The organism is Parasedimentitalea huanghaiensis, assembly GCF_009753675.1.
Classification (GTDB): domain Bacteria; phylum Pseudomonadota; class Alphaproteobacteria; order Rhodobacterales; family Rhodobacteraceae; genus Parasedimentitalea; species Parasedimentitalea huanghaiensis.
The window spans coordinates 186,185-199,993 of sequence record NZ_WQLV01000005.1 but is presented as its reverse complement, the minus strand read 5'-3'; the positions used below and the strand labels follow the sequence as shown (position 1 = coordinate 199,993).

The 13,809-nt window shown below is 53.9% G+C and carries 12 protein-coding genes and 1 riboswitch; of the genes, 4 read left to right on the top strand and 8 right to left on the bottom strand.

The genetic code is table 11. The features are described 5' to 3' along the window. Positions 1-241 precede the first annotated feature (241 nt). Complete coding sequence (ptsP, locus tag GO984_RS10030; RefSeq protein ID WP_157022400.1) at positions 242-2,482, bottom strand: phosphoenolpyruvate--protein phosphotransferase; 2,241 nt, start codon at positions 2,480-2,482, stop codon at positions 242-244. Positions 2,483-2,526: 44 nt separating this feature from the next. Next, a complete protein-coding gene (locus tag GO984_RS10025; protein WP_157022398.1) occupies positions 2,527-3,765 on the bottom strand; it encodes an aspartate kinase in 1,239 nt (412 codons plus the stop codon). Between the two features lie 188 nt (positions 3,766-3,953). On the opposite strand from GO984_RS10025, the gene GO984_RS10020 reads away from it, so the two are divergent. Beyond that, positions 3,954-4,316, top strand: coding sequence for a hypothetical protein (locus GO984_RS10020; protein ID WP_157022396.1), 363 nt, complete (start codon positions 3,954-3,956; stop codon positions 4,314-4,316). 92 nt (positions 4,317-4,408) lie between these two features. Here the strand turns inward: GO984_RS10020 and GO984_RS10015 are convergent, their stop codons facing one another. The 3 genes from GO984_RS10015 to metZ form a co-directional block, all read right to left on the bottom strand. Continuing rightward, positions 4,409-5,857 carry a TrkH family potassium uptake protein gene (locus GO984_RS10015; protein ID WP_157022394.1) on the bottom strand — a complete coding sequence of 483 codons (1,449 nt, stop codon included), beginning with the start codon at positions 5,855-5,857 and terminating at the stop codon, positions 4,409-4,411. A gap of 92 nt (positions 5,858-5,949) precedes the next feature. Further along, a complete protein-coding gene (gene folE2 / locus GO984_RS10010; RefSeq protein WP_157022392.1) occupies positions 5,950-7,053 on the bottom strand; it encodes a GTP cyclohydrolase FolE2 in 1,104 nt (367 codons plus the stop codon). Positions 7,054-7,314: 261 nt separating this feature from the next. Then, on the bottom strand, positions 7,315-8,505 hold the full coding sequence (metZ, locus tag GO984_RS10005; RefSeq protein ID WP_157022390.1) for an O-succinylhomoserine sulfhydrylase: 1,191 nt from the start codon (positions 8,503-8,505) through the stop codon (positions 7,315-7,317). A gap of 61 nt (positions 8,506-8,566) precedes the next feature. Then, a riboswitch (SAM riboswitch) is annotated at positions 8,567-8,645 on the bottom strand. A gap of 181 nt (positions 8,646-8,826) precedes the next feature. Here metZ and GO984_RS10000 point away from each other — a divergent pair. Next, positions 8,827-9,525 (top strand): glutathione S-transferase N-terminal domain-containing protein, encoded by a 699-nt coding sequence (locus GO984_RS10000; RefSeq protein ID WP_157022388.1) that lies wholly within the window; start codon positions 8,827-8,829, stop codon positions 9,523-9,525. Between the two features lie 91 nt (positions 9,526-9,616). Here the strand turns inward: GO984_RS10000 and GO984_RS09995 are convergent, their stop codons facing one another. The 3 genes from GO984_RS09995 to ftsY form a co-directional block, all read right to left on the bottom strand. Continuing rightward, positions 9,617-10,234: an inner membrane-spanning protein YciB gene (locus tag GO984_RS09995; RefSeq protein WP_157022386.1), complete on the bottom strand. Its 618-nt coding sequence runs from the start codon at positions 10,232-10,234 to the stop codon at positions 9,617-9,619. Positions 10,235-10,272: 38 nt separating this feature from the next. After that, positions 10,273-11,175 (bottom strand): EamA family transporter, encoded by a 903-nt coding sequence (locus GO984_RS09990; protein ID WP_157022384.1) that lies wholly within the window; start codon positions 11,173-11,175, stop codon positions 10,273-10,275. A 91-nt stretch (positions 11,176-11,266) separates the two neighbouring features. After that, entirely contained in the window at positions 11,267-12,337 is a 1,071-nt protein-coding gene (gene ftsY / locus GO984_RS09985; RefSeq protein WP_157022382.1) for a signal recognition particle-docking protein FtsY, read from the bottom strand. A gap of 298 nt (positions 12,338-12,635) precedes the next feature. On the opposite strand from ftsY, the gene GO984_RS09980 reads away from it, so the two are divergent. Both GO984_RS09980 and GO984_RS09975 read left to right on the top strand, forming a co-directional pair. Beyond that, on the top strand, positions 12,636-13,229 hold the full coding sequence (locus GO984_RS09980; protein ID WP_167740288.1) for a fatty acid desaturase: 594 nt from the start codon (positions 12,636-12,638) through the stop codon (positions 13,227-13,229). Between the two features lie 161 nt (positions 13,230-13,390). Continuing rightward, positions 13,391-13,795: a hypothetical protein gene (locus GO984_RS09975; RefSeq protein ID WP_157022378.1), complete on the top strand. Its 405-nt coding sequence runs from the start codon at positions 13,391-13,393 to the stop codon at positions 13,793-13,795. Positions 13,796-13,809: the final 14 nt, after the last annotated feature.

Here is a 13,809-nt window from a genome sequence, read left to right as displayed (position 1 = left end):
ATTTCTGTCTTCAACTGAATGCCAGGACGTCAAACACACCTCGAGACGAAACGTGTTCAATTGAGAGAAAAGGTACACAAATCTTCTGACTTATACACATTTTGACATCTAAAAGTGGAGAAAGCTGAATCAGCTCACCCCTCCTCAGACGCAAGAATGTCCCTTCCCCACGTCTCTCCCCGCCAAAAGGCCGAACAATCGTGTCGGAATTCACTTGCTTGCAAGTACTTTGTTGAGGCAATCAAAGGTCGCGAAGGTAGTCCATCACTGCCGGGCGCACTGACTGGTCGCCACGATGGCGGGCATCAGCAATGATTTTACGAAGCGCGCCTAAATCTACACGCAGTAACAGCGACTTCACCGGCCCAATTGATGCAGGACGCATCGACAATGTGCGAATGCCGATCGCGGCAAGACACACCGCTTCAATCGGACGCCCCGCATCTTCACCACAAAAGCTGAGAGGTGTGTTGGTTGAATTACAACGCTCAACGATACGTTCAATCAAACTCAAAAAGCTGACATTCAGTGTATCGTAGCGTTTGCGTACCCGTTCATTTTCACGGTCGGCTGCAAAAAAGAACTGTTTCAGATCATTGCCACCAATTGAGAGAAACCCAACCTCTTCGAAAAACTTCTGCGGCGCAAAGGCCAATGACGGGGTTTCCAACATGGCCCCGACATCCAAAACCTCTGGCAGGGCGTGGCCCAATTTGCGTTCAAGCTCGAGAGTCTTTTCCACCTCGGCACGAGCGGCGCGATACTCTTCGAACTGTGCAACAAATGGAAACATGACGGTCAGTGGGCGGCCGTCTGCGGCCCGTATCAGCGCCTGGAGCTGCATTCGCATGATTCCAGGCTTGTCCAACCCCACCCGGATCGCACGCCAACCCAGGGCCGGATTTGGCTCGTCGGTGGGCTTCATATAGGGCAACACTTTATCTGACCCGATATCCAGTGTGCGAAAGACCACTCGTTTGCCATTCCCAGCGTCCAGCACCCGCTTGTACAGAACCACCAACTCGGATCTTTTAGGCATTTTGTTGCGCACCAAAAACTGCAATTCGGTTCGAAATAGCCCAACACCCTCGGCCCCCGAACTCTCTAGCGACGGTAGATCCGCCATAAGCCCAGCGTTCATCAGCAAGTCAACGCGCTTACCATCTTTCGTCACTGCGGGCAGATCACGAACCGAACCATATCGTTCCTGCGCATTGGCTTGCATCGCGATCTTGTCACGAAATGCGCTGGAAACTGTGTCCTCTGGGCGAAGGTGAACCAGTCCCTGGTCACCATCGACCATAATATGGTCGCCGTTCAGCGCTTCGGTTGTGATACGTTTGGCATTGACGACTAGCGGAATGGCCAGTGCACGGGCAACAATTGCCGCATGTGACCCAACCGAGCCCTCTTCCAACACCAACCCACGCAGGCTACGTCCATACTCCAACAAATCTCCGGGTCCAATATTGCGAGCAATCAAGATTGGATCGGCGGGTAAATCAGCGCTCGATGTCGCCCCCTGTCCAGTCAGGATCCGCAATAGACGGTTCGACAGGTCGTCCAGATCGCTCAACCGTTCACGCAAATAGGCGTCTTGCACCTGGCTCATCCGCGCCCTTGCCTGGGACTGCTCTTTTTCAACCGCCGCCTCGGCGCTTAGCCCTAACGCGATGTCCTCTTCCATCCGCCGCATCCAGCCCTTGGAGTTCGCGAACATGCGATAGGCCTCAAGCACTTGCACTTGCTCTTTGTCACCATCCAGCGACATTTCCAGCATTTTATCGACCCCAACCCGCAACTCGTCCACAGCCTCGTGCAGGCGTTCGCGTTCTCGGTGCGGATCATCGGCAATGGGATTGGTTATCACCACCCTCGGTTCATGCATCCAAACATGACCCTCAGCAGTCCCCTCTTGGGCCGATGTTCCACGCAGAAGAACCGGCTGTTGATGTAACGGTGACAGCGCCGCGCCTTCACCAACAAAAGCGCCAAGCTCGGTCATCTCAGCGATGACCATAGCCACCACTTCCAGCGCATAAACCTCATCAGCAGAAAACTCACGCGCATCGCGCGACTGTACAACCAAAACGCCCAGCTTTTCACCCAGACGTTGCACAGGAATACCTAGAAAGGATGAAAACCGCTCTTCGCCGGTCTCGGCCATATAGCGGAAACCCTTGGCATTGGGGGCATCCGGTGTGTTTACGACCTTGCCGTATTTTGCGACTCGGCCAACCAGCCCTTCGCCTAGCCGCATGCGGGTTTTGTGAACGGATTCGAGGTTTAAGCCCTCAGTAGCGCAGAGCTCCAGCGTCTCGTCGTCACGAAACAGATAGACCGAACACACTTCGGTTCTCATGCTGTCAGCGATCAAATGAGTGATTTTGTCAAGCCTGGTCTGGCCGGCGTCATCGCCAGCCATCGCTTCTCTCAGCCGCCCCAGTAACTTGCGGCTTTCAGATTCTGTACTGTCTGCCATAGGCCCTGTTCACGCAATACGGGTGTCAGGTCGCCGAAATAAAGTCAGGCAACCTTGTCCAGATCAAAGGCATCATGCAGTGCTTGGACCGCAAGTTCCATGTATTTCCGATCAATCAGCACGGAAATTTTTATCTCAGAGGTCGTAATCACCTTGATGTTGACGCCTTCATCCGACAACACTTTGAACATCTTAGCAGCCACACCAGACTGCGAGCGCATGCCGATTCCAACAACCGAAACTTTGGCAACATCTTTGTCAGCGACCAGCTCGGCATAGTTCAATTCACCAGCATTTTTTGTACCAAGCAACGCCTGTTCAGCGCGCGCCACTTGATCCGTTGGGCAAGAAAACGTCATATCGGTGCGACCATCTTCGCTGATGTTCTGCACAATCATGTCGACATTGACGCCGCCCTCGGACAGCGAGTTAAAGATAATGGCCGCAATGCCTGGACGGTCAGCAACTGACAACAGGGTCAGCTTGGCTTCATCGCGGGAATAGGCCACTCCGGCCACTGCATTGGATTCCATGATTTCCTCCTCGGCACAGACTAAGGTCCCAGCCTCATCAGATTGTTCTTCAAAGCTGCTCAAAACACGTAGTTTAACCTTAAACCGCATTGCCAGCTCAACAGATCGGGTCTGTAAAACCTTCGCGCCCAGCGACGCCAGCTCCAACATTTCTTCGAAAGAAATCTTATCCAGCTTACGAGCTTTGTCGCAGATCCGCGGGTCGGTTGTGTAGACCCCATCCACATCGGTGTAGATGTCGCAGCGTTCGGCACCAAATGCAGCGGCAAAGGCTACCGCTGTGGTGTCAGAACCACCGCGACCCAACGTGGTAATCCGTCCCTCAGAGCTAACCCCCTGGAACCCGGCAACTACCGCCACCTTCATCCCTTCGCCGAACTTTTGGTTGATATTGTCGGTGCCGATCTCTTCGATCCGCGCCTGGCTGTGGGCACTGGTGGTTTGCAATGGCACTTGCCAGCCTTGCCAGCTTCTCGCCGGAACATCCATTTCCTGCAACGTCAGCGCCATCAACCCGGCTGTAACCGCCTCCCCCGAAGACACCACGGCGTCATATTCGCGGGCGTCAAACAGAGGCGAGGTTTCTTCAACCCAACCCACCATTTCGTTGGTTTTACCTGACATCGCCGAGACAATGACGATGACGTCATAGCCTTTGGCGACTTCCACACCAACACGTTTGGCGGCCCGACGGATCCGGTCCAGGTTGGCGACCGAGGTGCCGCCGAATTTCATCACAAGTACCGGCATGGGGGACACTCTCCGTGCGCTGGCTGTTTTCGATCTCCCGCGTCTTAAGCGAGCTGTGAAATAAGAGCAAGAGCAACGGCACCGTCGCGGTATTGCGACGCAGGCCAACATTGCCTCACATCCGGGTTTACAGCCCCGGGTCCCAATGCAAGAGTCCCCGCAACACATTATCGACGAAAGGAATAGTCATGCGGTTTTTTGCCTTCTTGGCCATCACCACCCTGTTGCCCCTGCCCGTGCTCGCCAGTGGTACTAACATCGCAGGCACCGATGGTACTCGCTCAGTCGGCCACGTCTCCTGCGCTGCAATGGATGGCCAGCCTTCAACAGACTGTCCGCTTGAGATCCTGCCGAAGGAAGATGGCTCAGTGACCCTACGCGTTCTGCTTCCCGGCGGCCAGGTACGCTATCTCTATGTCACCGATGGCAAGATCACCTCCACCGACAGCACAGGCTCACTGGCCTCAAAGCGACTGGCAAACACCACCGTGGTGCATATCACTCCAGAAGAACGGTTTGAGATTCCCAATGCCCTGCTGGAAGCAAATTAGACGCTAAATCAATGTGTAGGGTGTGCAGATGCACCCTGCATTCTGTTCGTCGGCAGCGCCGGACAATAGTGCTCGATAGTCCAGCGGGCCGGTCAGGCTCTCCAGAAACGGACAGTAAAAAGAACATAAACAGCCATCAGTTCCAGCCGACCAATCAACATGGCGGCGATCAGGATCCATTTGGCTGCGTCGTTCAGGCCGCCAAAATTTCCTGCAGGTCCAATGCGGTCGCCCAGACCCGGCCCAACATTGGCCACCGCAGTAGCCGCCCCCGATACAGCAGTGGTGAAATCCAGCCCCGTCAACGCCAGCGCCCAGGCAACAATGCCAATGGTGACAACGAAAAATACAAAGAATGAGATGACCGAGCTAAGCACATCATTGCCTACTTTGCGACCTTCATAGCGTGGAATAAAAACACCATGAGGCGCACGAATTCTTTGGATCTGAACTCTGATCGAAGCAAACAGCAACTGATATCGGAATATCTTTATCGAACAGGCCGTCGACCCAGCACAACCTCCAACCAGCCCGACGAAAAAGAACATCATGACTAGAAAGCTGCCCCACTTCATATAGTCAACACTGGCGTATCCGGTGCCTGATATGATTGAGGTGATGTTGAACAGAGCCTCACGGACAGCTTGCTCAATGTGATACGGGAAAACTGTTGTCAGGATCACTGATGTGACAGCGACCAGTACCGCGATGATCACTAGAAACACATGGATTTGGCTGTCCCGCAGCAGCGCCTTGCCCTGACCGTTCAGCAGTTGCACGTAGCGCACAAATGGGAGCGCTGCGAGGATCATAAAAAACACTGCCGCATATTCAGCGGGTCCGGAAAAGGCACCAAACGACTCATCATAATTGGAAAACCCACCCGTGGAGACGGTGGTCAACGCGTGCACCAATGCGTCGAAAAACCCCATACCCAAAGCCCCATAAACCAAGCCGCACAGCAACGTCAGTGCAATGTAGATCATTGATATCTGCCCAGCGATCTCCTGGGCGCGTGGCAGAATTTTACCCATGGTTTCAAACCCTTCGGATCGGAAAATTTGCATCCCCCCAACCCGAAGTTCCGGCAGAAAGACCATTGCCACCACAATGATACCGATCCCCCCCAGCCATTGTAGAATGCCGCGCCACAGCAAGATGCCGCGAGGTAGGTCATCAAGGCCGGACAGCACGGTCGACCCCGTGGTGGTCATCCCAGACATAGCCTCAAAAAAGGCATCCACAAATCGTGCTTCTGTGGCCCCCAGGACAAAAGGCAGCGCACCAAACAGCGGCAGGGCCAGCCAGACACCCGTGGTAAGCAAAAAGGTCTGCTGAATGGTCAACCCTTCGCGCACTCCATTGGCACAGCTCAACGCAATCAAGCCGCCAGCCAACACCGTGAAAACAGCACTCTGAAGAAAAACCGGCCATTGGCCATGGTCGTCGTACAGGTCGACCAACAAAGGAAACAGCATGGTCCCGCCCAGAATGGCGACCAGCAAGCCAATGACATATCCAACAGGGCGAAGATCCAACATAGCGCGCAGGGTTGGCGTCCAGTGCCCCAACTGTCAAGCAAAAGGCACCCTATTTGCAGCGGTTGGCACTCGTTACAGGTGATCGAATGCGATCATCCGCGATGGATCAGTGTTGAAAACAACTTGGGGTCAAGACTGCGCGTAACAAAGCTGGGTCCCTGCGTTAGGACACTCACTGCATCATGACTATGGAGACTTTCCTGATGGCTGGCGACCACCCTGAAATCGGCAATCCGAGGGTCCTGTTGCAAGGCTTCACAGAACAATCGCGCTGCATCCTCGACGAAGATCGGATTGGCTGCATTGAGCTCCGCAAAGGCCTGCTCATCCTCGCGCTTCACCATGACCTGGGTCTCAGTTGGGACCGCGCGTCGACAATGATCAATCAGGTCTTCGTACCACAGACAATTGCTACCAGGTTTGACCTGCACCGAGATTCGCGCCACCGAGCGTTGTGAATGTGGCGTGGCCAGTTGCCCTCGGGCGGTGCGGGCATGTTCGCTAAGCTCCAGCGAACAGGGACAAGTCGACGAATAGACATAGTCGAGATGGATGATTTCCTCGCGCCGCCCATCATGGTCTACCAGTTCCAGCGCAATATCGTAGTATTGATACCCCGACAGGCCAGAACGCAGACTATTGACCCGAGCAGGAAATGAAAATCGCATCTGAATACGCGCGTCTGGGCTGTTCAGGTCGCTAAGGTAATCATCCAAGGCTGTCGCCATGACTTCAAAGCTAAAGGTCCGATCCGCGTGCTTATAAAACGACCGCATGATGCGCGACATGTTGATGCCCTTCTTTTCCCCTTCAAGACTGACCGTACCCGTGATTGAAGCCTCCAGGGTCAAATCGCCACCATCGCGGGTATGAAATCGGATAGGCAACCGGAAATTGGAAATACCAACATGTTGGATCAACTGCCGTGCGCCCCGGATCAGACTGGCTGGGCCGTTTTGCAGGTCCGGCAATGTCGCACGGTATTGCTCGTCTGATTTGAAGTTTTCCGGATAGTCGCGCGACAGATCTGGATAGTTCCCCAGTTCTTGTCCCGGCAGTAATCGCGCCACAGCTGGATCGAGCTGAGCAACTTCTGTCACACTTGCCTTCAAAGCCCAATTTCGCAGCACCTTCAGTGCCGCTTCAGCAGCATCCCGGTTCGGGGCCTCATCTGTGTCGCGAGGGTGTATAGTCATCAGCCGGGCTTCCTTTGCTGTGCAGCTGCAGAGACGCTACAGACCAGTATTTTACCGATGTAACCAGGAAAATACAAAAGTGATCTCTCAAATGCGGCAGTTTTGTTGGCAAAGCTGCCGTACCGCATGTTCGGAAACAAAAAAAGGGGGCTGTCTGCCCCCTTTTGACCTAGCGGCCAATTCACCCCCGAGGATATTTTTGGCTAGATGAAGCAAAGACCAGGGTAGATAGAACATTCATTGAATTGACTGCAGGGAACATCAACTCAGTGTCGTGTCCAGTGCTTGTCTTAGGTCTGCAATCAAATCATCGGCATCTTCAAGCCCAACAGAGAAACGCACCAGTCCCGGCGTAATGCCTAGCTCATCCTTCAGTTCATCCGGCAGGCGTTGGTGTGTTGTCGTTGCAGGGTGCGTAGCAATGGACTTGGCATCGCCGAGGTTGTTGGAAATGACCGCAATGCTCATCGCATTCAGAAACTTGAACGCCGCGTCTTTGCCATCTTTCAGATCAAGCGACAAAACCGTACCTCCCTTGCCACCAAGCTGTCGCTGAACCAGTGCGTTTTGTGCATGGCCCGGCAGGCCGGGATAAAGTGTACGCACCAATGCAGGATGCCCTTCAAGCGCTGTTGCGATTTTCAACGCACTCTCCGCCTGCGCATTGACCCGCAGGGAAATGGTTTCAAGCCCTTTCAGCAACACCCATGCATTGAATGGGCTGAGGGAGCCGCCGGTATGTTTCATATAGGGTTCCAGCGTGCCACGGATAAAATCCTTGGTGCCCAATACCACGCCACCAAGTGCACGCCCCTGACCATCAATATGTTTGGTTGCGGAGTAAATCACCACATCTGCGCCCTGCGAAATGGCGTTGGAAAACACAGGCGTAGAAAACACATTGTCGACCACCACCGTTGCGCCAACCCCATGAGCGATCTCCGCCACGGCTGCGACGTCAATCACTTCGAGAGTTGGGTTTGACATGGTCTCGAAAAACACGGCCTTGGTGTCCGGACGCATGGCGGCGCGCCATTGGTCCAGATCGGTGCCATCAACAAATGTGACCTCAACGCCAAAACGACCCAAGACACTTTCAAGAATGTAAAGACACGACCCGAACAACGCCTTGGCTGATACCACATGGTCGCCGGACTTCAGCATTGATGTCAACGCGCCGTTGACCGCTGCCATCCCCGATGCGGTGGCAAAGGCATCCTCGGCCCCTTCCAGTGCGGCAATGCGATCTTCGAACATCGCAACCGTTGGATTGCCATACCGAGCATATATGAATTCATCCGGGCCAGTTTCTATAAACCGCGCTTCGGCTTGCTCTGCACTGTCATAGACAAATCCCTGGGTCAGGAAAATTGCTTCGCTGACTTCGTTGTACTGGCTACGCCGAGTGCCACCATGTACCATTTTGGTAGCTTTGTTCCAGTTCTCACTCATCACATGTCCTCCTGCGCTCTCCGCGCATAAAAAAACCCCAATTCGGCCAAGCGAAAAGGGGGTCCTTTACATCCTGACCTCTTTAGCGGGTGTGTTTAACGTGGCCCGCAATCCGGTAACAAATCGCCACGAGTTCTGTCCCTCGCCCTTACGACGCCATTGTGCCCACGTCAAGTTTGTGGAGAGCAGGGACCGTACAAGAACTGTACGAAAGCAACAGTAGAGACCCACATCACGCATTTTTGCGCAGCAGCTGCCGCTCCCCTCTTGTCGTCAACTCGCAAAAGGCCAAGATCGCAATCAGCAAATTAGGGGGAAATCATGCAACAGCCGATACAGCTGTATTACTGGCCAACACCAAATGGATGGAAAATCTCCATCGCACTCGAAGAAATGGGCCTGCCCTATGATCTGAACCTGATCAACATCTCCAAAGGAGATCAGTTTGCTCCTGACTTTCTGAAAATTGCGCCAAACAACCGAATGCCAGCAATCACCGACCCAAATGGCCCGGACGGTATCCCCATCTCACTGTTTGAGAGCGGCGCTATCCTGATGTATTTGGCCCAAAAAACCGGGCAGTTCTATGGTAAGGATGAGCGAACCAAGCTGTTGGTAGATCAATGGTTGATGTGGCAAATGGGCGGGGTTGGACCAATGGCAGGCCAAGCACACCATTTTTTGAAGTATGCGCCCAAAATGGATCCCCCCCAGGACATCCCTTATGCCAAGGACCGCTATCGGGCAGAAGTTGCCCGGCTGTATGGGGTACTTGACCGACAGTTGGCCGGGAATGAATATGTGGCAGGCGACGACTATAGCATTGCTGATATGGCGATTTGGCCTTGGGCTTCACTCTGGGAAGGGCAACAGCAATCCCTGGAGGACAAACCCCACCTTACCCGTTGGCTAGACTTGGTTGGCAAACGACCGGCAGTGGTTGCAGGTCATGCTTTGGCCCTTGAATTGCGCACTGGCTCGCAAAGCAAAACGGCACAAGATCTATTGTTCAAACGATAGCGGCAGGCTGCAGCGCACCGTAGGTGCGCTGCTCGGCCCAAGTCTTATGGGTCACATCTGTGATGTGGCACCAAGGCGCGGGAGTTTTTGATTATTCGGCGGCATCTGGTGTGTCTTCGCTCTCTTCGCCGTATTTTTGGAATAATGCACTTTGGGACATGAAGAAGATAAAGACCCCGGCCGTCAGGCCAAATGTTTTGAAATAGACCCAGTTATCAGTGCTCTGCGTGCGCCAGATTAACTCGTTCAATAGGGCCAGCCCCAAAAAGAACCCACACAGGCGACGGGTCAGGATCATCCATCCTTCTTGCTGCATCGGCAGGACCTCCTCCATCACCACCTTCAGATAGCTCTTGCCCCGTAACAGGCCAAAACCCAACATACCGCCAAACAACAAGTAGATAATTGTCGGCTTCATTTTGAAAAATCGTTCATCGTTGAACCAGACCGACAAGCTGCCAAATACAATTACCAGAACCAAGGTGGCCATTTGCATTTTTGACAAATGGCCTGTGAGTTTCCACAGGATGCCTGACGAAAGAACCATCAATGGAATGAAGGCCGCCGTGACAATGATAAAACCCTGATAGTCACTTCCTGCGATGGTAAAGCTACTATCTCGCAACTTTAGGTAACCAATAAAGAACAGCACGATGGGCCCCATCTCCAGTACCATCTTCAAAGTTGGATTGATCTTTGTTTTGGCCATTGCCTGTCCTTTTATTCCATTCAGCGGGGCGGGCCGCCTTATCCGCCCATTTCCACTATCACGGCGCCCAGCGCGATCAAAGCCATCAGCGCAATTCTGCGGGGCCCCACGGTCTCTTTTAGCACCAGCCAGCCAATCAGCGCTGCAAACACTGTTGAGGTTTCACGCAGCACTGCAGCCTCACCAACCTTGTCGAGACGTGTCGCCAGCATCACCGCACCAAAAGACATAAAGGCCACAATTCCGCCGAAGAACCCGCGCAGCATTAGCGGACCTGGTGTTGGCCGGTCAGCCATTCTGCGCCACCGCAGGAACGCAAAGACCGGCAACGCCGCGCCATCTATCATGAAGAACCAAGCGAGAAAGGTGAATGGATCAGCCGTGGCTCGAATACCATATGCATCGTAGGTGGTATAAAGCGCTACAAACAATCCGGTAATTCCGGCAAGGGCTAAAGCAATGACCAGAGTGTCGCGATTGGTTTCAAGATAGCGCAGGTTATACGCGGCCAGGCCAAAAATGCCTGACAAAAGCACCAGAACGCCCGACCACTGGATCAAAGTGAAGGTTTCACCAAACAGAAAATAGGCCCCGATCACAGTAAACAATGGGCCAGTTCCGCGCACGACCGGATAGACCACTGTATAGGAGCCTTTGGTATAAGCCAGCGCCTGCAAGGTTTTATACAGGATATGAATAACCCAGACCGCTGCAAAAATGGGCCACATATGCGGTTCGGGCCAAGGCACCACAAACAAAGCAAAAGGCGCCGCCATCAAGCAATAGGAAAAATCAATTGCCCCGCGTGACAACCATGGATCATGGCGGCCTTTCTGCAGCGCCCCAAACACCGCATGCAGCACAGCGGCCATCAAGGCGAGTATCAACGCCGCTTGATGACCTGCTTGTGTGCCTTCCAGGGAAATCAGCCAATCGCTCAAGTGATTACTTGCCTTATGTCAGGTTGATATCGCCGGGGGCTCTCTGCCCCCGGACCCCCGAGGATATTTGCAGCTAGATGAAGAGTCCGGATCAGGTTTTGTCCAAGCCAGTCAATGCCGCCGCAAAGTCCTGTGGATCAAACGGGGCAAGATCGTCAATCTGCTCACCCACACCAATTGCGTGGATTGGCAGGCCGAATTTATCTGCCAGAGCCACCAGCACACCACCACGAGCCGTGCCATCCAATTTGGTCATCACCAAACCCGAAACATCCGAAATTTTTTGGAACACATCGACCTGATTCAACGCATTTTGGCCCGTGGTTGCATCTAGTACCAGCAATGTATTGTGGGGAGCAGTGGGATCAACCTTACGGATCACCCGGACAATCTTGGCCAGCTCCTCCATCAGATCAGAGCGATTTTGTAGCCTTCCCGCCGTATCTATCATCAGCAAATCAGCCCCGTCTTCTTGCGCCTTGGTCAAGGCATCAAAGGCCAGAGAGGCCGGATCTGAGCCTTCGGGGGCTGTAAGAACCGGAACGCCGGCACGATCTCCCCAGACCTGCAACTGTTCCACAGCAGCAGCGCGAAAGGTGTCGCCTGCAGCAATCACCACCGATTTTCCGGCTGCCTTAAACTGGCTGGCCAGCTTACCAATTGTAGTGGTTTTACCCGAGCCGTTGACACCAACCACCAGCACCACTTGTGGACGCTTGGAGTAGATCGGCATCGGTTTGGCAACATTTTCCATAATGCGGGCAATTTCTGCCGCCAGCAGGTTTTTGATCTCACTGGATGACAGGCGTTTGCCAAAGCGGCCCTCGGCCATATTGGCGGTGACCCGCAGTGCGGTATCCACGCCCATGTCCGAGCTGATCAACAACTCTTCGAGCTGTTCCAGCATATCATCGTCCAGCACCCGGCGCGGCTCGTCAGCTTTTCGGCCAAGCAAGCGGCCAACCAAGCTCGGTGAGCTCGTTTCAGGAGCAGCCACCGCAGCAACATCTGGAGTGGTAACCGACACGGGTGTTGTCTCCTGTGCAGGTGTTGGCGATGGCGCTGCGGTCTCAGCCGCATCTTCGACAATAGCGTCCAACCCCTGCTCTAGCTTCGAAGAAGACTTGAACAACCGGTCTTTTAACTTAGAGAAAAACGCCATCTTAGTCTCCGCAAAGGGTTTCACACCCACCTAATGCGGATTGGTGCCACTTGCAAAGCGCCTCAGGCAAATGTTGCAAAAAACTCGACCGAAGTCGCCGAATAACAAAGATCGTGAGCTTTTACTTCAAAACGAAGCTTCGGTTTCTGCTGCCAGAGCTAGATTGCGGCCGCGCGCTGTTGTCAAAAGGACCAGAGCAACCTCCGATGGTGCTTTCCCGCTAGCGGACTTGCTCTCCATTGCCTTGGTACTGGCGCATTTCGCACTATTGTTGATCAAAATGCCTGTGGGATTGTCTATGGGACAAGTGTCACATCCCAATGCCCACGAATTAATCCATCATCCACTTCGCCGGATGCGACGACTTGGGTCATTAATCTACACGACCATGTTGATCGGCCATCATGTGTCCGCCCATCTGCGTGTGCACCATCCGCAGGTGGCTACGCGTGATGATCCAAACACCGCCCGCCGTGGAGAAGAGGTTTACTGCTTTCTCCTGCGAGCGTGGCTTGGGTCTTTCCGCGCCGGACTACGCGCAGACGATAGGCTCCCGACACGTAAATCAGTGCCGGCTACAGCATGGAGCCACCCTTATGTCGGATATTGTGGTGGCGCATCCTTTGCACTGATACTGGCCACAGTTGCTGGCGGTGCGCCCCTGTTGCTTTTGTATTTGCTGCTGACTGGCTACGCTCAGCTCCAAATTTTTCCGGTAGATTGCGTCCAGCACTACGGCTTGCAGTCTGCCATGACAGGATCGGGGAGGGTGGAACCCGTTGGGCCAGGGCATTCCTGGAACGCTCCGCACTGGTACTCCTCAGCGATGATGCTGAATGCGCCACGCCATTCGGACCACCACTTGCCCCTCAACGGCGCTACCCGGAACTAGGATTGCGCAGGGATATGCCGGTACTGCCCTTTGCGATTCCGGAAATGGAGGCCATCGCGCTGTTGGCACCTTTGTGGCGCAGAGTGATGGCACGGCGTTTTGGCGTAGTTGGAAAAACTGACACCGTGGCCTGAAGAGGCAATTTCTGACACTATTGGCCCATGCGCGTTATTTTAATGATTCCCCTGATGTTTTCATTGTTGCAGCCAGCACCGCTGACTGCTGGCGAACAGCTCACCGGCGAGACCTTTGATCGCTACACCCTTGGACGCACTTTGTATTATGGATTTGAGGGCACAATCTATGGCGTGGAACGCTATCTGCCAGATCGTCAGGTGTTGTGGTCATTTCTCGATGGCCGATGCCAAAAAGGCCACTGGTACGAAGACGCCGATCAAATCTGTTTTGTCTATGAAGACAACAATACGCCTCAATGCTGGAGATTTGCGCTGGAACCAGAAGGCCTGATCGCGCAATTCGAAAGTGACCCACGTGCTACGGAGCTCTACGAAGTAGAGGATCTGGATGAGGATATGCTGTGTTACGGACCAGAAGTCGGCGTCTGAGACCAAGGCCGGGA